Annotated in this window: 14 protein-coding genes; all 14 read right to left on the reverse strand. The window is 64.8% G+C overall.

Going from position 1 to position 18,338, the window contains the following annotated elements; all coding sequences use genetic code 11:
• Positions 1 to 12: 12 nt before the first annotated feature.
• The 14 genes from F6X42_RS27555 to tssA all read right to left on the reverse strand — a co-directional run bounded on the left by F6X42_RS27555 (position 13) and on the right by tssA (position 17,712).
• On the reverse strand, positions 13 to 1,311 hold the full coding sequence (locus F6X42_RS27555) for a DotU family type VI secretion system protein (protein WP_187637216.1): 1,299 nt from the start codon (positions 1,309 to 1,311) through the stop codon (positions 13 to 15).
• 13 nt (positions 1,312 to 1,324) lie between these two features.
• Entirely contained in the window at positions 1,325 to 2,659 is a 1,335-nt protein-coding gene (tssK, locus tag F6X42_RS27560; RefSeq protein WP_187637217.1) for a type VI secretion system baseplate subunit TssK, read from the reverse strand.
• A gap of 20 nt (positions 2,660 to 2,679) precedes the next feature.
• Entirely contained in the window at positions 2,680 to 4,404 is a 1,725-nt protein-coding gene (tagH, locus tag F6X42_RS27565; protein WP_187637218.1) for a type VI secretion system-associated FHA domain protein TagH, read from the reverse strand.
• A 31-nt stretch (positions 4,405 to 4,435) separates the two neighbouring features.
• The gene (locus F6X42_RS27570; RefSeq protein ID WP_187637219.1) at positions 4,436 to 6,427 is read right to left on the reverse strand and encodes a type VI secretion system Vgr family protein; all 1,992 of its coding nucleotides are present in this window, start codon (positions 6,425 to 6,427) and stop codon (positions 4,436 to 4,438) included.
• 1 nt (position 6,428) lies between these two features.
• Complete coding sequence (locus F6X42_RS27575; protein WP_187637220.1) at positions 6,429 to 6,818, reverse strand: DUF4280 domain-containing protein; 390 nt, start codon at positions 6,816 to 6,818, stop codon at positions 6,429 to 6,431.
• Between the two features lie 26 nt (positions 6,819 to 6,844).
• Positions 6,845 to 9,625: a type VI secretion system ATPase TssH gene (gene tssH, locus F6X42_RS27580; RefSeq protein ID WP_187637221.1), complete on the reverse strand. Its 2,781-nt coding sequence runs from the start codon at positions 9,623 to 9,625 to the stop codon at positions 6,845 to 6,847.
• A 4-nt stretch (positions 9,626 to 9,629) separates the two neighbouring features.
• The gene (gene tssG, locus F6X42_RS27585; protein ID WP_187637222.1) at positions 9,630 to 10,709 is read right to left on the reverse strand and encodes a type VI secretion system baseplate subunit TssG; all 1,080 of its coding nucleotides are present in this window, start codon (positions 10,707 to 10,709) and stop codon (positions 9,630 to 9,632) included.
• Positions 10,694 to 12,589, reverse strand: a complete 1,896-nt coding sequence (gene tssF / locus F6X42_RS27590; RefSeq protein ID WP_187637223.1) for a type VI secretion system baseplate subunit TssF — start codon at positions 12,587 to 12,589, stop codon at positions 10,694 to 10,696. The genes tssG and tssF overlap by 16 nt, the downstream gene beginning before the upstream one ends.
• A gap of 4 nt (positions 12,590 to 12,593) precedes the next feature.
• Positions 12,594 to 13,106, reverse strand: coding sequence for a type VI secretion system baseplate subunit TssE (gene tssE, locus F6X42_RS27595; RefSeq protein ID WP_187637224.1), 513 nt, complete (start codon positions 13,104 to 13,106; stop codon positions 12,594 to 12,596).
• Positions 13,099 to 13,935, reverse strand: coding sequence for a type VI secretion system accessory protein TagJ (locus tag F6X42_RS27600; RefSeq protein WP_187637225.1), 837 nt, complete (start codon positions 13,933 to 13,935; stop codon positions 13,099 to 13,101). The genes tssE and F6X42_RS27600 overlap by 8 nt, the downstream gene beginning before the upstream one ends.
• Before the next feature lie 95 nt (positions 13,936 to 14,030).
• Entirely contained in the window at positions 14,031 to 14,519 is a 489-nt protein-coding gene (locus F6X42_RS27605) for an Hcp family type VI secretion system effector (protein WP_187637226.1), read from the reverse strand.
• 45 nt (positions 14,520 to 14,564) lie between these two features.
• Entirely contained in the window at positions 14,565 to 16,061 is a 1,497-nt protein-coding gene (gene tssC / locus F6X42_RS27610; protein WP_187637227.1) for a type VI secretion system contractile sheath large subunit, read from the reverse strand.
• Between the two features lie 25 nt (positions 16,062 to 16,086).
• A complete protein-coding gene (tssB, locus tag F6X42_RS27615; protein WP_222945744.1) occupies positions 16,087 to 16,593 on the reverse strand; it encodes a type VI secretion system contractile sheath small subunit in 507 nt (168 codons plus the stop codon).
• 87 nt (positions 16,594 to 16,680) lie between these two features.
• Positions 16,681 to 17,712 carry a type VI secretion system protein TssA gene (gene tssA / locus F6X42_RS27620; protein WP_187637229.1) on the reverse strand — a complete coding sequence of 344 codons (1,032 nt, stop codon included), beginning with the start codon at positions 17,710 to 17,712 and terminating at the stop codon, positions 16,681 to 16,683.
• Between the last annotated feature and the right edge of the window lie 626 nt (positions 17,713 to 18,338).

The following is an 18,338-nucleotide window of genomic DNA, read 5'->3' on the forward strand; positions in this document are numbered from 1 at the left end:
TCCCGAAGGCCTTCACGATGCCGCTCCCGGCGCCAGCACCGTGATATCGACGCGGCGGTTGCGCGCACGATTCGCGGCGGTGTCGTTCGGTGCGATCGGCTCGGCGTCGCCGCGCCCTTCGGCGCTGAAACGGCCGGGGCGGCCGGCCCGCGACGCGAGCATGTCGCGCACCGCTTCGGCGCGCGCCTGCGACAGATGCCAGTTCGACGGGAAGCGCGCGGACAAGACTCGCTGGCTGTCCGTGTGACCCGCGACCACCACGTTGCCCGGCACTTCCTTCAACGCGTCGCCGATACGCTGGATGAGCGGCACGAAACCCGCGGCCAGATCGGCGCTGCCCGACCCAAACAGGCCGTCGCCGTTGATCGTGACGACGGTCCGGTCGGGCAACTCCGAGACACGCACGAGGCCTTGGGCAATTTCAGGCGCGAGGAACTGCGATAGCTTCGGCGCAGGTTTGGGCGCCGCCGCCAGCTTCGACGCAAGCACGGGAGCCGGCGCGACCCGGATCGCGTGCAGCGCTTCGAACACGCGGTCGGACATGTCGTTGAGCCGGAAGCTCAACACCAGATGGACGATCACCAGCACGAGGCAGGCGATTGCGGCCGCCACCCACAACGGCACCAGCTGCAACAACGGCTTGCGCTCGACCTTGACGGGCAGCCAGTGCGGCGACAGATCGCGTTCGGCCGCGCCGCGCTGGCCGCGAATCATCTGTTCGAGGCGTTCGCGGATCGTGTCGAGTTGCGTGCGGCCGCCGTCGATCAGACGGTAACGCCCTTCGAAACCGAGGCCGAGAATCACGTAGATCAATTCGAGCACGTCGATATTGCCCGCGGGGTTCTGCGCGAGACGCTGCAGGATCAGGAAAAAGCGCTCGCCACCGGAAGCCTCGTTGTGGAACGTCACCAGCAGGCTGCGGCTGCCCCACAAGCCCGCACCCCACGGCGTGCTGGCGATCGCTTCGTCGAGGAAGGTGCACAGGCAGTAGCGCGCGGCACCCAGCTTCTCGTCATCGATGCCGTTGGCGCGGCCTTGCGTCTCGAAGTTGCGCACCATTTGCATCAGTTGGCTGCGCAGGTCCTCCACGTTCGGATGGGTCGGCAACTGGCGCAACGGCAGTGCCAGTTCGATCAGCGGGTTGGCCGCGCGCAACAGCGGATTCAGTCCGCCGCCCGCGGGCAGCATCGGCGCGGGCGTCGTCGCGGCCGCCGTGAACGCCGCCCGCGCGCCGCCCGGCGTCGGAATCAGAATCGTCGCGCCGGGATCGTCGGCGGGGCCACGCAGTTCGTCAGGACTCACGATCAGCATCCTCAATCAAGCATCAGCGGCGAATTGCCCAGAACTCCATCGTCAGCCCGGGAAAGTCACCGGCGACATGCAACGCCATGCCGGCGGAATTCGAGAACTGCTTCCACAGTTCGTTGCCGCGATCGAGTTCGAAGTAGGTAAAGCCCGCATGGAACGGCAGTTGCCGGGGCGCCACGGGTAACGCGCGCAGGCCGACGCCGGGCAACTGCAGATTGACGAGATCACGAATGCGTTCGATCGGTCCGATCTTCACCTGCGGCGCGAAGCCGGTCAGGATGTGCTCGGCCGGCATCTGCGCGCGCACCGCGAGCACGAAGGTCGCGCCGGCAAACAGCGTCTTGTCCGGCACGATCGCCACGCGCAAGCCGAACTTGCGCTCTTCGAGCGGGATCGCCACCGCGTGCGGGTCCATCACCATGCTCAGCGACGCGCGAATGTCGTCGATCACCGGTGCGAAGGTTTCGCGCAACCACTCATGGCGATACACCGGATACGCCGGCGGCCGCTTCGATGCCTGGCTGAAGGTCGCCAGCTCGCCGGCCAACTGCACCGCCGCCTGGTACAGCGCTTCGGGATGCAGACCGGTGATCGTCGACAGATGCGCGGCCAGCGGCTCGTGACGATTGATCAGTTGCAGCAACAGGAAATCGGCCACTTCGGCGACGCCCGTCACGCCGGGCTGCGCAAGGCGTCCGGCCAGCGCTTCACCGCGTTGATGCAGAAGGCCCACGAGGTCGTCGACGAACGCCGCGAGACGGCGCGCGACCCGATAGTCGAGACACGGCGGGCTGTAGTCGTTTTCGAGCACGACGCGGTTGTCGGGCAGCCGTTCGAGCACGCGCGCGACGCCAAGCGTCGTGTAGGCATTCGCCACTTCAGGGGCGAGCGCGAGGCGCACCCGCAGTTTGCCGATCTGCAGCAGTGCCGCGCCAGCATTGGGATCGTTGCTGTCGCTGACGTCGAATTCAGCGATGCGGTGTCGCGCGAAGTTCTCCTCGCTGGCGTCGTTGCCGGTCTCAGCGACGCCCGGCCTGCGCACCGGCAACGCCAATTGGACCAGCATGTTGCGGGTGCCTTCGGGAATCTCCAGCGGCTCTGGCAAGTCATCGTCGGCGGGCAGATCGAAGGGCGTGCCGTCCGGCATCACGCCGGAGCACGACAGCAGCGCGAGCTTGCCGAGCTTGAGCAGCGACTCGTCGATCTCCAGCGCGGTAAAGCCCCAACTGTACGGACGCAGACCGGCCGCGCGCGTCTCCAGTTGCCGCTGCAGATAACGATCGTGCTGCTGCAAGTGCTGGGGCTGAAGAAACATCCCCTCCGACCAGATGACTTTGCTATTCCAGGACATGTTGTCTCGTTCAAAAGTATCTAGGTGGGATCGGCGGGATGCTTCGGCTGACGCGCGCGGGCCGCGCTCAGTTCGTCGATCTGCGCCTCGTAGGCGTCATTGAACGCCTGACCGAAGAGCTTCTGGAAGTCGTCGTCGGCTTCGCGCGCGACGGCGCCCTGCACTGCGACGAACAGATCCCACAACTTCGCCTTGCGGTTGGACAGCACTTTTTCGAGCGCGCCGGGGTCTTTCAGCTGCGCTTCAATCGACGCGGGATCGAAGCGTCCGAGCACGTGCGCGAGCGCCGCGCGCATGCCGGCGAGGACCGCAAGCTCGTGCGCCTCGATATCGTCGAACGCGCGCCTGAGCGCCTCGTCGGGTGGCAGATAACCGGCTGAGCGGCCGGTCAGCATCTGCGCCAGCGCGCTGTCGACGTCCGGGAAAAATTTGAGCGGGTTGTTGTCGCGCGCGACGATCATCGTCGTGTCGAGACGGGCTTCGCGTTTGGTCATCGAGCGTGCGCGCAGCACGCCCATCGTGCCGCGCAGCGCTTCGCGCAGCATCGTGCCGATCAGGCGCGCGAACTCAGGCTCGGGCAGGTTCGGCGCGCGCGACGGGTCGAGGCCGAGGCCTTCGAGCAGCGCCTGCAGCGTGGCGGGGTTCGGGCTCGCGGAGGCAGCCGCGTCGTGGCGAACCGGGGCCGTCTGCGCGCTCGGCGCTGGCGCGGCAGGCGGTGAGCTGATCCGGCCTGCGGACGCAGCCGGGTGCTGAACCTGCTGTGGATCAGGCTGCAACGCCGGTTGCGCAGCCGGCGAAGGTGCAGGCTCCGGCGCCGCGGCAGGCATGGCGACCCGCGCGGTGGCGGCCTGCGGCGCGACTACGGGGACGACCACCGGCACCACCGGAGCCGAAGGGGTCGATGGCGCAAACTGCGTCGAAGGCGTGCCGAACAGATCATCGAACGGTGTCGCGGCCGACCCTGCCGCGCCGGCATCGAGCAATCCCGGGGGCAGGCCGGTCGGGCCACCCAGAGGCGCGGGCGCAGTGGGCCATCCCGGCAATTCATGCGCTGGATGCGGTGCGGCCGGCGACCCGCCACCCTGCGCCGGCGTTTCCCACTGCGCCAGCGCATCCGCGAGCGGATCGTAGTCCGCCGGAATGCCCCCCGCGGGCGTGGCCGGCCTGCCGGGATCGGGCCGAGGCGCTTGCGGCGCCGAGAACGCCTGCAATTCCGGCGACACATGATCGCTCTCCGAGCCTGCAAAGCCCGGACGCGACGAGATCCGCTGCGATTCGCCGAAGCCGGGCTGCCCGAGCGGATCGAGCGCGCCGAGTTGCAACACGTCGCCTTGCGAATCGGCCGGCAACGGTCCACTGAGCACCTGCGCGGCACTCAGCGGATCACGCCCGCCCGTCAGACCGCGCACGCCGGCCGCCTGCTCGCCGATCGACACTTCGAGCAGATACGGACCAATCACAAGCCGGTCGCCATCCGCGAGTCGCGCCTCGCGCGTGCCGCCCAGCGCGCGCTGATTCAGAACGCTCGGATTGCTGCCCAGATCGCACAGCAGATAGTCGCCGTCGCGGAACTCGACGCGCGCATGAACACGTGAGATCGCACGCTGTTGATCGGGCAGCACCAGCGTGCAGTCGTTGGCCCGGCCGATCGTGCCGCCGGCGGGGCCGAACGCGATCGCGATCGGCTCGGCCAGGGTCTCGTCGTTGAATCGCACAACCCGCAGCGAAAGAATCGGATAGTTCACTTGGCTCCCCACGACCGGACAGGTGCATCATTCACGATTTAATTTTTTTGGTGCCGTCGTCGGCGTCTTTGGGCGCGCTCGGCGCGCTCGGCGACGAGCCGCCGCCGGAGCCCGCCGAGCCGCCCGAATTGAGCAGGATCGGTGTGCCCGACACCGCCACGCTGACCGGGCCGACCACCACGAAGGCGCCGCCTGCCTTCAGCGTAATACTCGCGCCCGCTTCGATCACGATGTTCATGCCCGCCTTGATATGGATGTTCATGCCCGCGTCGATCGCATAGTCCATCCCGACTTTTTCCTGCAGCTTCTGCCCGACTTTCAGCGATGCGTTGCCGTCGACCCGGGCGTTCTGGTCGCCCGTCACGGCGTCGTGGCGTGCGCCGGTGATCGCTACGAACTCGTTGCCGGTCACTTTCAGATGCCGGTCGTTGCCGACATTGCTCAGCATGTCGTTCTTGACCCAGGTCTCGTGGTCCTTCTCGGCGTGGAAGAACAATTGCTCGGCGCCTTTGTCGTCGTCGAAACGCATTTCGTTGAAGCCACCGCCGCCTTTGGTCGAATTGCTCTTCAGCGTCGAGAACATCTGGTTCGCCGGCAGCTCGTACGGCGGCATCGTGTTCGCGTTGTACACGCACCCGGTCACGAGCGGCCGGTTCGGATCGCCCTCGACGAATTCGACGACCACCTCCTGACCGATCCGCGGCACGAAGAACGTGCCCCAGCGTTTGCCGGCCCAGCTCTGCGACACGCGCACCCAGCACCGCTTCATGCGCGTGTCCGCATCGGCCGGCGGGGCGAACTGTTCCCAATGAAACTGCACCTTGATGCGGCCATATTTATCGGTGAGGATTTCTTCGCCGTCCGGGCCGACCACCATCGCAGTCTGCGGGCCCGCCACGACCGGCTGTGGAGTCAGCCGCTCCGAGCGGAAGTGGTTTTCCTTGCGCAGCGCGGTGAACGCGCAGTCGAAGAACGGCGGCGAAGGATCATGGCGCAGCGTCGACACATAGACATCCGAATTGACTTCGTACACGGCGCTGACCACCAGATAGTCGTGGTTCTGCGCATCGCAGGCGTGATTCTCCAGCTTGAACTGGCCGCCCGGCCAGATGCCGCGCGCGCTCGAGCGGCCCGAAATGCTGTCGTTGCGCGCCTGCCGGATCTCGATACCGACCTTCGCATAGCGATCGCCATCGCTGGACTGCACGTGGCCGCTCAGATGCTCCTGCATCGCGTACACCGGCGGATCGTAGACTGTCGGCCGCGTCGCGCGAGACAGCAGGCCCTGCTGGTTGCTCAACGTGGGTTTTTCGAAATCGTAGTCGTTGACTTCGTACTTGCCGGTCTGCAATTGCGCGCCGGAACTCCACGCATAGACACATTCCTTCTCGGTCGACGGCTCGTACCACCCGTCGTACGAGATCGACGCATAGTGCTCGATCGGTGCGTGCACGTCGCTCGAATCGGTCAACACCAGCGTATGCTTGCCCGCCCTGTGCTCGAAGTAGTAGTAGATGCCCTCGTGCTCCATCAGACGGCTTATGAAAGCGAAATCGGTCTCCCGGTATTGCGCGCAGTGCTGCAGCGCCGGATAGGTCGCCTGACATTTATTGCTGACGTCGATGTGGTAGTCCTGCAGCACGCCGGTCACGATATCGAGCACGCTCTTTTCATGGAAAAAGCGGCTGTGCGACGCGCGCGTGAGCAGCCACAGCCGCGGACGCACGACCGCTTCGTAGCGCGCCATGCGGTTGCGGGTGCTGTCGCCCGGCGCGACGATCCGGAACGCCGTGACGATGCCGTTGAATTGCCGCTCACCGTCGCCCGGCAACGATACTGCGACCGAGATGTCGTGCCCGAGCAGAGCGCCGGGTTGCAGATCGTTGCGCTTGCTCAGCAGATCGAGCCGCCATTCGCTCAGGCGCCCCAACTCCTCGCTGCCCCCCAGATGCAGGAACAGTAGATCCTCGCCGGCAGGCGCGCAACTGACGGTGACGTGTCGGTTCGGGTTTTGCGTGGTCATGTCACGGAATCATTGTCTTGACTGTCGCCGGATTGACGATCGTGACCACGCCACCCCAGTTGCACATGCAGGTCGACACGTTGTCGAGCGACGGCTGGTTGCCGAGCAGCACGCTCGGCGCGCCCGGCGTCCACGGCGTCATGGTGGCCGGAATGCACGGCATCGGCGTGAGCACGCCCAACGCCGCCGCGGTCGCGGCGGCGACGGTCGGATTGGCGGGCGAGCTGCACACGCCGAACGGCATGATGTTGACGAGCGGAATGTGATCCATGATGTTGGCCGCGGGCGGCCCTTCTCCCATCACCCGGTTGACCGGCAGGACCACGAGCGTCGAAGGCGCCGCGCCGAACGAACATTGCAGCGTCGCGCCCATGCTGACTTGTTGCGGCATATGAGGGCATCCTCCGGTCGGATCGATCAATCGAACGTATAGAGAAATTCACCGTCGCGCGCCCCTATCTGCACTTTCGTGACCCGGCTTCCATTCATCATGCGGGTCAGAAACTCAGTGCTGATGCGCGGCAACAGCGTGTTGGTCAGGATCGCGTCGATCATGCGGCCGCCGCTTTCGAGTTCGGTGCAGCGGCTGCCGATCAGCTTCACGACGTCGTCGTCATAGCTGAACGGAATCTTGTGCGACACGCGGATGCGTTTCTCGATCCGCCCTAGCTGCAGCCGGATGATCGCGCCGAGCATCTCGTCGGAGAGCGGAAAGTACGGAATGACCACGACGCGCCCCAGCAAGGCCGGCGGAAACACCTTCAGCAACGGCTCGCGCAGCGCTTTCGCAATACCCTCCGGCTCCGGCATCAGCTCCGGGTCCTTGCACAGGCTCGTGATCAGATCGGTGCCGACATTGGTGGTCAACAGGATCAGCGTGTTCTTGAAGTCGATCACGCGGCCCTCGCCGTCTTCCATCCAGCCCTTGTCGAACACCTGGAAGAACAGCTCGTGAACGTCGGGATGGGCTTTCTCGACTTCGTCGAGCAGCACCACACTGTACGGACGGCGGCGCACCGCTTCGGTCAGCACCCCGCCCTCGCCGTAGCCGACGTAGCCGGGCGGTGCGCCCTTCAGCGACGACACGGTATGCGCTTCCTGATACTCGCTCATGTTGATCGTGATGACGTTCTGCTCGCCGCCATACAGCACCTCGGCGAGCGCCAGCGCGGTCTCGGTCTTACCGACCCCCGAGGTGCCGGCGAGCATGAAGACGCCGATCGGCTTGTTCGGATTGTCGAGACCGGCGCGCGAGGTCTGAATGCGCCGCGCGATCATCTCCGTCGCATGCGCCTGGCCGATGATGCGCCGGTTCAGGTTCTCCGCGAGCTTCAGCACGTTTTCGATTTCGTTGCGGACCATCCGGCCCACCGGTATGCCGGTCCAGTCCTGCACGACAGAGGCGACCGCCTGCTGATCGACGGTCGGCAGGATCAAGGGGTCTTCGCCTTGATGCTGCGCGAGCTGCGCCTGCAGGTCGCGCAGTTCGGCGAGCCGCGCATCGCGCGTCGCGGTGTCGCTGACGGCGTTCCCGGTCGCGCCGGTTGCGGCTCCGCCGTTCGCGGTTTCGTTCACGGCTTGATTCACCGCTTGGTTCGCTCCGTTCGCTTGCGCGGCGCCTTCCACCTTGCCGGTCTCGCCGCGCAGTTGCGCGCGCAGCGCGAGAATCCGCGTCACCAGTTCTTTTTCCGTCTGCCAGCGGACTTCCAGCGTGGCAAGGCGCGCGTGTTCGGCGGCGAGCTTTTCCGCGGCCGTGGCGCGACGTTCGTCGGTATCGAGGCCCACCGCGCTTTCACGGCCGATGATCGCCAGCTCGGTTTCGAGCGCCGCGATCCGCTTGCGCGAATCGTCGACCGACGCCGGCGTCGCATGCTGGCTGACCGCGACGCGCGCGCAGGCGGTGTCGAGCAGGCTGACCGCCTTGTCGGGCAACTGGCGCGCCGGAATGTAGCGGTGCGACAGCCGTACCGCCGCTTCGAGCGCTTCGTCGAGCACCTGCACCTTGTGGTGCTGCTCCATCGTCGAGGTGACGCCGCGCATCATCAGGATCGCGCGGGTCTCGTCCGGCTCGCTGACCTGCACGACCTGGAAGCGCCGCGTCAGCGCCGGGTCTTTCTCGATGTGTTTCTTGTATTCGGCCCACGTGGTCGCGGCGACCGTGCGCAGCGTGCCGCGCGCGAGCGCCGGCTTCAGCAGATTCGCCGCGTCGCCGGTGCCGGCCGCCCCGCCCGCGCCGACCAGCGTGTGCGCTTCGTCGATGAACAGGATGATCGGCTTTTCCGACGCCTGCACTTCCTCGATCACCTGCCGCAAGCGGTTCTCGAACTCGCCCTTCATGCTCGCGCCGGCCTGCAACAGACCGACGTCGAGCGTGCGCAACTGCACGTCGCGCAGCGACGGCGGCACGTCGCCCGCCGCGATGCGCTGCGCGAAACCTTCCACCACCGCGGTTTTGCCGACGCCCGCCTCGCCGGTCAGGATCGGATTGTTCTGGCGGCGGCGCATCAGGATGTCGACCACCTGACGAATTTCCTCATCGCGCCCGACGATCGGGTCGAGCTTGCCGTTGCGCGCCTGTTCGGTCAGATCGGTGGTAAAGCGCCGCAGCGCTTCCTGCTTGCCCAGCGCGGCGGCCGGCACCGGGCCGCCCGTGGTGTCCGCGTCGCCGCCTTCGCGCTGCGCGCCGCCCGCCCGAAAACCATCGCTCGCGCTCATCGCCGCTTCCGGCGACTCGCGCAGCAGGCTGTGGAACTCGTCGACGAGCGAATCGAGCTTGATGCGCTCGAACTGCCGCGAGATGCCGTAGAGCCCGTTGCGAAGCGACGGCGTCTTCAAGAGGCCGACCACCAGATGACCGGTGCGCACCTGCGACTCGCCGAACATCAGCGAGCCGAACACCCAGCCACGTTCGACCGCCTCCTCGACTTGCGACGAGATGTCGGTCACCGAACTCGAACCGCGCGGCAGACGGTCGAGCGCTTCGGTCAGATCGCGCGCCAACGCGGAAGGCTCGAGCCCGTAGTGTTTGATGATGCGGTGCAGGTCGGAGTCCTGCAATTGCAGGATCTGGTGGAACCAGTGCGACAGTTCGATATAAGGATTGCCGCGCAACTTGCAAAACACATTCGCGCTCTCGATTGCGCGGAATCCGAGCTTGTTCAGCTTGCCGAACAACGCTGCCCGTTTGATCTCGGCCATTTTTCTATTCCCTCGATGATGTCGATGGCGGCGCCGCCGCGCACGCCTCGCCGGCCGCCACGGCAATCCGTGAACGGCCATCCGGACCGATCGGCCGCAACACCAGTTGGCGCTGATCGCCGCGCGCCGGGTGGCCGAGCGTCCACGTGGTGTAGCCGAGCCGTGTGTGGCGCCCGAGTTTCAGGCGTGGCACGTCCGGCTGCTTCAGCACCAGCCGCAGATCCCAATCGAGCCCGTCGCGCGCGTAATTGCGCACCCAGTCGACGAGGCGGTTCAGACTCTCGCCGCCCGGCAGGAAGCGCTCGTAGTCGACGCGACTCAACGGTCCGATGACGATGCGGAATTTATGCTGGCAATCCCAGACGCGCGCGCCGAGCAGCGTCCCTACGCCGAGCGAGGCCGAGCCGTCCGGCGCGCCCAGCCGCAACAGCGAGTTCGCGGGCAGTGTCATCCAATGGCCGACCCATTGCTCGATGTCGACCGGCAGGTTGAAAAAGCGCGCCAGCACGAGTTTCAAGCCAGCAGCAGGACGGGTCGGGCCGCCCAGCAAACCCGCGAAGTGCAGTTTGGCGAAATCGGGCACCGCATCGCGCTCGCGCAGCGTCGACTCACCAAGCCCGAACACGCTGCCGACATAAAAGGAAAACCGGTCGCGCCCCGGGCGGTCGAGGCTCACCGCCGGTTGCGCATTGGCCCACGCGCGGTAGTACAGCGACACCATCCGGTGATGAAAGACATCGAGAAAACGCGCGAAGGTCGGATCGTTCGCATTGCGAGCGCGGTCGCGCGCGTACTCCGTCAGATGGGTCGGCAGCGGTCCGTGCGGCCCGAGCAGACCGAAGAACTTGACCGCCAGGCGCGCGGCGTGATCTTCGCCGGCCGGCGTGAAGGCACCGAGCGTCGTCGGATGAAACACCAGTTCGGGTTCCTGCACGAAACGGATCGCATCGTCGCGCGGCTGCATCGACTCGCCGACGCGCGGCTTGTCCGGATATGCGTTCTCCAGCAGCCGCACGACCTGGAAGAAGTCGAAGCGGTGCGCGTCGTCTTCGAGCTGGCGCAACAGTGTCAGAGCGTCCGGCATTGTCCGACCCTCGCTGGCCAGCGCATGATCTCGCCGCGCGAAAGCGTCTTCACGACGGTCTCGGTGAACGAGTTGATCGATACGTATTGCGCGAAATAATGCGCGAGCACGGCGCCGAGCAGAAACGCGCCGGCGCCTTCGAACGCGGCTTCGTCGAGTGTCAGCGTCACTTCGAGACCACGGCCGAATACGATCGGACCGGCGCACGGCAAGCGTCGTGTCACCGAGCGCGAATCGATCGAGCGCACGCCCTCGATCAGCCGCTGACTCGCGATCTCGTCGGCGGGACAGTAGAGGCTCAGCAGATCGCGCAGCGCGCGGGCGCCCTCCTGCGCGTCGTTATCGAGCAGCGACGAATAGTTCAGCGACAGGTGGCTCAGCAGCCGCCACGCCACGGCTCCGTGCGCATACGATGGCAGCGGCGGGCTCGGGCCGCTCACGCAGCGCACGCTCTGCACCGGCGCTTCGACATCGAGCGTGAAATCGGCGGGGCCGACGCCGACGGGCATGGTCAATGGCAAGTCGCGGTTCGTGCACAGCACCTGCAAGCCGAGTTGCCGCAGGTCGGCGCGAAACGGCGCATTGCTCGCGTCCACCAGCGCGATGAACATCTCGCTGCCGAGGTAGCTGGTGCGGGGGCCGCGTTCATGCTGACGCGCCGACGGCAGACGTTTTTCTCGGCGCACCTGGTAGTACGCGCCGGCGCGATAGGTGGCGCCGAGATCGCGCGCGTGATAGAACGGCTCGAAGCGCTGCTCGCCGCCGGCGCCCGCGCTATAGCCGGTCGCACTCTCGATCTGATAGATCTCGAAGTCCATCGGCCGGGTGCGATCGGCCACCACGTGATATTCGAACTGTTCGTCCGATAGCGCGATGCGATCGGTACGCCGCGAGAACAGATTGATAGCGGGCGTGCAATGCAGCGCGAAATTATTCGCGTCGAGCGATTGTTCGAGCAGCGGATCGCCGCGTTTGAGCAGCACGATGACTTCGATGTCAGTGTCCGCGCAGCGACGCAATGCCGCCTGCAAGCCGTCGATGGCCAGAAACATGAAGCGCTGCGGAAAGGCGAAATACTCCTGCAACAACCGGTAGCCCTGGAACGACTGCCGGCTGACCGGCAGCAATGCCTGATCGTCGGCAAAGCCGAGCGGGCGCAGCGCGCTCGCCGGCAACTGCACATGCCAGGCCGCCGGACGTTTGGCCGGCATCACGACGACGCCGCTCACCGAAGCCAGCAAACGCTCGTGAATGCGCGTGGGCATCCCGTCCGTGCCGCGCAGATACAGCGTCAGCCGGTCGAGTTTCAGCTGGTTGATTTTCAGACCGCCGGTGGCACGCAGGCGCAGTCTGAGGCCGGCCTTGACACCCGCGCCGGCCGCCATGCTCGCCGGCAGCGCGCTGTCGATGCCACCGAGCGAGCCCGCGTGCGTAAAAAACCGCGCTTCCGTGATTTCGAGCGGCCAAAGCGTCAGTTCGTGCGCGCTGCGGTACTCGCAGCGCGTCGAGCCGTTCTTGTCGAGCACGCTGCGCAGCGCGCTGCCGCGTGGAATGCGCACGCCGTCCGCGAGATTCGAGCTGCTCAGGTCGGGCTGGATCTGCACCACGGCCATCGACGGCGTGGGCGCGAGGTAATGCGGGTACACCAGTTCCGCGAGGTGCTGGGTGAAGCGCGGAAACTCGTCGTCGATCTTCAGTTGCACGCGGGCCGCGAGGAAACTGAAGCCTTCGAGCAGACGCTCCACGTACGGGTCCGCGCATTCGAGGTTTTCCAGTCCGAGGCGGCCGGCGATCTTCGGAAATTCGCGCGCGAACTCGCCGCCCATCTCCCGAAGGTGCTGCAGTTCCTGGCTGTAGTATTTGATCAGGTCCGGATTCATGGCTTCAGCGTGGTCCGCCCTGGTCGATCACCCGGATTTCGCCGACTTCCAGATCGAGTTCGGTCCTGAAGTAGAGCCGCTCCGGATACGGCTGCGCCCACAGATCGCCTTCCACCAGAAACGACACTGTGTTGTGGCGCCCGGTCGTCTCTTCGACTTGCATCGAGCTGACCCGCACGGTATCGCGCAGGATGCGCGGCTCGAACGCCCAGATCGCATCGCGCACCAGTCGCTCGAGCCGCAACGGATCGATGCCGGAGGCGGTCTTGCCGGCAATGTCCGGCAAGCCGAAATTGATCACGGAAGTCGCGACATACGGATAGCCGCTCAGATCCTGCACCGACGCGAGGCCGTTCGCGTTCAGCAACCAGCCGAGGTCGCGCTGCACGCTGTCGCGCAGCGCGCGCATCGACAGAACGCGGCGTTCGCGCGCTTCGACTTTCACCTCCGGTTCGAGATCGGTCAGGCGGTCGAGCAGCGACGGTTGCAGCCGATCACGGGCGGTCAGCTCAGCCATGATCCGGCACGGCCGCGCCGTCCTGTTCGGGAGGCGCGTCGCCGCTCATCAGTTCGATGGTTCGCACGTCGAAGAGCGCGTAGTCGTTCGAGTCGGAGGCGAACATGCGCTGTCCCACCGGCCGCGCGAGCGCGGGATCGTCACCGATCCATTCGGTCAGGCGCGCCAGCCACAGCGCGCGGCTGGGTTCGGCGAGCGTGCCCGGATAGCGGGCGGGAATCAGACCGGCGGCCTGGCCGTCGTTGGCCCACGTGAAGACGGCCGGCATCCAGACCCGGTCGCGCAGGTCGGACGGCGGCTCGATTTCGATGCGTTTGATGCGCGCAAAAGGAATCCAGTAATAGCGGCCGTTGAGCACGGCTTCGAGGGTCGGGCCGAGCCGGTTGTCGGCGTCGGCGAGCCATGTGAACGGTTCGCCGTTCAATGCGCCGGCGGTGGCGGGTGCCTCGTCGAGCGCCTGCGCGCGCGCGGCCACGGCCGCGCCGCTATCGCCCGCGGCATCGAGCCGCAATGCCTCGACCAGCAACGCGAGCCAGCCGGTCGGCTCGCCGAAGATCAGCGGCGCGCGCTCGCCTTTGAAAACCGCTTCGCGCAGCGCCTCGCATTGCAACGCTTCGCGATAGGTTTGCACCATCGGCAACGCGGCCGCGTCGAGTTCGCCGACGACGTTCAGTTGCGTCAGCGCGCGATCCCAGGCGCCCATCACCGCGAGCAACTGGAATAGAAAGACGCGATAGGCGGCCTTCGACGGATCCTTGCGAACCTGGTTTTGCAATTCGCGCAGACATCCGTCGAGATCGCCTTCGCGCAAGCATTCTTCTGCGTTCATGCCGGTTCGCTCCGGTCTGGCTCAAGTCGTCCCACCCGCCGCCGCCCCGCGACGGCGCGGCCGCCGCGGTGCACTCGCCCTTCGCGCTCAGCCGATCAGGTCGTCGCGTTGGCGGGGATGTTCCATTTCACTTCGACCACCCCGCCTTCCTTCTCGCCCTTCGCGTTTTGCGGCTGGTACTCGATATGGAATTTTTCGAAGTTGAGCGTGACGTTCTCCGTGAAGCGTTCTTCGCCGCCCGAGCCGCCGGTCGAATACGAGCTGACCAGCACGCCGTTCAACGTGATCTTGTAGTACTCGAGCGGATTGTCGCCACCTGCCTTGCGCACCGTCAGCAACGCCGTATCGATGTGCGTGCCTTTGGTGCAGGCCGCCATGATCGGCGGACTCGCCTTGTCGCTGTATTTGGTAAATGACAGGTCCTGCACCGACACCTTGCCGGCGCCGCCGCCCGTGCCCATGTGCATCGTGCCGCTCTGGCTCATGCCCCAGCTCCACGCGAGCACTTCGATTTCTTCCTTGTGGGTCTTGTCCTGCGACTCGCCCTTGATATCGCCTAGCTTCATGAACATGTCGATGGCCATCTTCTTCTCCGCTCAAAGCAATTCGAGACTAAATAGGGATTTCCGTCATGCCGCCTTGGCGGACGGAAGCTTCGAAACCAACCGTAGCGATACGGTCAGGCCTTCCAACTGGTAATGCGGACGCAGGAAAAACTTCGACGTGTAATAACCGGGATTGCCTTCGACTTCCTCGACGACCACCTCGGCGGCCGCGAGCGGACGTCGTGCCTTGGACTCTTCCGTCGAGTGCGCCGGGTCGCCGTCGACGTACTGAAGGATCCAGTTCTGCAGCCAGCGCTGCATGTCGTCCCTCTCCTTGAAGCTGCCGACCTTGTCGCGCACGATGCACTTCAGGTAGTGAGCGAAGCGGCTGCAGGCGAACAGGTAAGGCAGACGCGCAGCCAGGTTCGCATTCGCGGTGGCATCCGGGTCTTCGAACTCGGCGGGCTTGTGCAGCGACTGCGCGCCAATGAAGGCGGCGAAATCGGAGTTCTTTTTATGCACGAGCGGCATGAAGCCGTTCTTCGCGAGTTCGGCTTCGCGGCGGTCGCTGATGGCGATTTCGGTCGGGCATTTCATGTCGATGCCGCCGTCGTCGGTGGGGAACGCGTGCACCGGCAGATTTTCGACGGCGCCTCCCGACTCGATGCCGCGAATCCGCGAACACCAGCCGTACATCTTGAACGAGCGGTTGATGTTGGTCGCCATCGCATAGGCGGCATTGGCCCATGCGTATTTGCCGCTGTCCGCGCCGGCCGTGTCTTCCTCGAAATCGAATTCCTCGACCGGATTGGTCTTGGCGCCATACGGCGCGCGCGCGAGAAAGCGCGGCATCGCGAGACCGACGTAGCGCGCATCCTCCGATTCACGCAGCGAGCGCCACGCGGCATGATCAGGAGTCTGGAAGATTTTCGTCAGGTCGCGCGGATTGGCCAGTTCCTGCCATGAATCCATCAGCATGACAGCGGGATCGGCGCCCGCGATGAACGGCGCATGTGCGGCGGCCGAGATCTTGGATATCTGCGTCAGCAGATCGACGTCGGGCCCGCTGTTGTCGAAGTAATAATCGGCCACCAGCGCGCCATACGGCTCGCCGCCGAACTGGCCGTATTCCTCTTCGTAGAGCTTCTTGAAGATCGGGCTTTGATCCCACGCGGTGCCCTTGTACTTCTTCAGCGTCTTGTACAGATCGCCCTTCGATACATTCATCACGCGGATCTTCAACGTCTCGTCCGTCTCGGTGTTGTTGACCAGATAGTGCAAGCCGCGCCACGCGCTCTCGACTTTCTGGAACTCTTCCGAGTGGATGATCTGATTGATCTGCGCGGTCAGCTTCTCGTCGATCTGCGCGATCAGCGATTCGATCGTCGCGAGCACGTCGCCCGAGATCAGGTTGGTATCGCGCAGCGCCTGTTCGGCGAGCGTGCGCACCGCCGTCTCGACGGCTTCCTTCGCCTTCTCGCTCTTCGGCTTGAATTCCTTTTGCAGCAGATTCGCGAAATCGCTCGTTTCGAGCCCGGCTTCGCCGGGTTGCGCTTGCCCTTGGGTGCTAGGTTCAGCCATGGTCAGACTCCCCTGTAAATCACGCTCATTGCTGCGGCTTCGGTGCGGACGCCAACGACTGCAGCAACGCAGGATCGTTGAGCAGTTTCGCGATCAGGTCCTCGGCGCCGGTCTTGCCGTCCATATAGGTCAGCAGGTTCTGCAACTGGCCGCGCGCCTCCAGCAGCTTCGACAACGCGTCCACCTTGCGCGCGACCGCCGCGGGCGAAAAATCGTCCATGCTCTCGAAGGTCATGTCGACCGCGAGGTTGCCTTGACCGGTCAACAGGTTCGGCACCTGCACGGCGACGCGTGGCTTCATCGACTTCAAACGCTCGTCGAAATTGTCGACGTCGATCTCGAGAAACTTTCGATCCGCCACCGGCGCAAGCGGGTCCGCCGGCTGGCCGGAGAGATCGGCCAGCACGCCCATGACGAAGGGCAGATTGACCTTTTTCTCGGAACCGTAGACTTCGACGTCGTACTCGATCTGAACCCGCGGCGCTCGATTGCGCGCGATGAACTTCTGGCTGCTTTCCTTGGCCACGACCATTCCCCTGGTTGACGCCGCACGGCCGCGAGCAGCGTGGCGCATGACTGGCGTTGCTAGAACCGAAAAAGCCCATCCCCGCCTGACTGTTTACTCGTTTTCGATACCGCCGGCCTGCCTGGCCTGGCGCACGCCTTCGGGCGCGAGGTCCTGCAGAATTTCCATGAAATTCTTGTCGACCAGACGGCGCGCGCGCTGCAGCAGCAGCGGCACCGGGCTGGAGGGTTCGTGATGCTCGTAGTACGCGCAGATTTTGTCGATCATGCGGATCACGTCCTGACGGTCCGTGATGTCGCCCGACCCAGGCGCGGCCGCCGCTGCCGCGCCGGCGCGTTCGCCCGTGGCCGCGTCGCCGTTTGAGAAGGCGTCCGGCGCTCCGGCCGGGACGTCCAGACGTTCGCCGAGAAAGTCGGCCGCGCGCCGCAGCAGCCTCGTGAGCGGCGACAGGTCGATGGAACGCGCCGCGCCGACGCGCTCGGTCAATACCGTCTCGATGCGCATCGCGCTATGCTGCGCGGCGAGCAAGGCCGCGTGCGCGGCGCTGGCGTCTTCATGGGCGTCGGTGATCACCGCGTCGATCGAGCTCAGCGACGGCGCCTCGACGCCTTTTGCCAGCGGCACTTCGCCGGTCGCATATTCGATGTCGCGCAAACTGACGACACCGTGCGCGCGCGACGATGCGAGCGGTGCGTCGCGCACGTCCACCAGCATGCCGGACGGTTCGACGAGTGCGGCGAGCGCGTTGACGCGGGCGGTCGGATCGTTGTCGTCGTCGGGATCGAGCTGCGGATAAACGTGGTCCCAGCGCTGTTCGAGCAGCCCTTCGACGAGCGCGAGGCCCTCGGCGAAACCTGGGAAACGCTGGCGATTCAGCAGCGCGCGCGCGAGGTGCACCGCGACGCGCAAGTCGCGGCCCTTCGCGAGCAGATCGAGCGATAACGCTTCGGCTACTTTCCAGTCAGGCGGCGTGGCGGCGACCATGGTTTCGCCGAACTGCACCTCCGGCTTGCCGTGGACGACCTGCTCGAGCGCAAGGAAGTCAGGGTCGTACTCGAGGTCGTCCCCGCACGGACTGGCAGCTGATAGGTCGGCAAGCATTTCGCCCGCGAGAAGCGTGGCCATGTCTGGTATCGGTCTCGGATGAGTAGTCTCGACGCACCGTAAGTGAGCGGTACGGGTTGCCCTTGCCGGCCAGCAATCAGCGTTTCCGGAAATACGTGTTAACTCTGATTAGATTGTCTGTGCCAGCTATTGCGATGTTTTTAGCAAGCGTTGTACTTTCTCGGCGGCAACCCGATATGAGAATAGCACGCAGCCCGGAAAATCAAAGCCGGAATCAATAGAAACGAATTTTGAGTAATTAAGCGAGACAGTATATGTAACAGCATTAAACTCCGTAAACGCATAAAACGTTTGAATCCTTCATTCCGGCACCATTAGCAATCGTCAGGTCGGAAAGTCGTCTTATGACCTCACCGGCATATCCTTTCAGGACAGTCGATTGGCGGGATCGGCCGACATCTATGTAAACGAATCAGGCGCTCAATTTTTTAAAAAATGCGGACCTCGCGGACTCCTGGTAAATGCTTACGTTGCGTTTAAGGGTTAGTCCCGATAGCGGTACGACACCCCTCCGAAGCGGCGAATAACATATTAAGTTTTGTCTTGTAATAAATAAAACAGGCCAATAGACTAAGTTTGTTTTCCAATCATTGCGCCGGTTGCACGGCGCAATTGGCGGTATTGCA

The sequence above is a fragment of the Paraburkholderia podalyriae genome (assembly GCF_014397785.1).
Lineage (GTDB): Bacteria > Pseudomonadota > Gammaproteobacteria > Burkholderiales > Burkholderiaceae > Paraburkholderia > Paraburkholderia podalyriae.

Excerpts from the sequence above, each read along its gene's own strand:
- F6X42_RS27555 (WP_187637216.1), bottom strand. The coding sequence starts at position 1,311 with ATGCTGATCGTGAGTCCTGACGAACTGCGTGGCCCCGCCGACGATCCC.
- tssK (WP_187637217.1), bottom strand. The coding sequence starts at position 2,659 with ATGTCCTGGAATAGCAAAGTCATCTGGTCGGAGGGGATGTTTCTTCAG.
- F6X42_RS27570 (WP_187637219.1), bottom strand. The coding sequence starts at position 6,427 with ATGACCACGCAAAACCCGAACCGACACGTCACCGTCAGTTGCGCGCCT.
- F6X42_RS27575 (WP_187637220.1), bottom strand. The coding sequence starts at position 6,818 with ATGCCGCAACAAGTCAGCATGGGCGCGACGCTGCAATGTTCGTTCGGC.
- tssH (WP_187637221.1), bottom strand. The coding sequence starts at position 9,625 with ATGGCCGAGATCAAACGGGCAGCGTTGTTCGGCAAGCTGAACAAGCTC.
- tssG (WP_187637222.1), bottom strand. The coding sequence starts at position 10,709 with ATGCCGGACGCTCTGACACTGTTGCGCCAGCTCGAAGACGACGCGCAC.
- tssF (WP_187637223.1), bottom strand. The coding sequence starts at position 12,589 with ATGAATCCGGACCTGATCAAATACTACAGCCAGGAACTGCAGCACCTT.
- tssE (WP_187637224.1), bottom strand. The coding sequence starts at position 13,106 with ATGGCTGAGCTGACCGCCCGTGATCGGCTGCAACCGTCGCTGCTCGAC.
- F6X42_RS27600 (WP_187637225.1), bottom strand. The coding sequence starts at position 13,935 with ATGAACGCAGAAGAATGCTTGCGCGAAGGCGATCTCGACGGATGTCTG.
- F6X42_RS27605 (WP_187637226.1), bottom strand. The coding sequence starts at position 14,519 with ATGGCCATCGACATGTTCATGAAGCTAGGCGATATCAAGGGCGAGTCG.
- tssC (WP_187637227.1), bottom strand. The coding sequence starts at position 16,061 with ATGGCTGAACCTAGCACCCAAGGGCAAGCGCAACCCGGCGAAGCCGGG.
- tssB (WP_222945744.1), bottom strand. The coding sequence starts at position 16,593 with ATGGTCGTGGCCAAGGAAAGCAGCCAGAAGTTCATCGCGCGCAATCGA.
- tssA (WP_187637229.1), bottom strand. The coding sequence starts at position 17,712 with ATGGCCACGCTTCTCGCGGGCGAAATGCTTGCCGACCTATCAGCTGCC.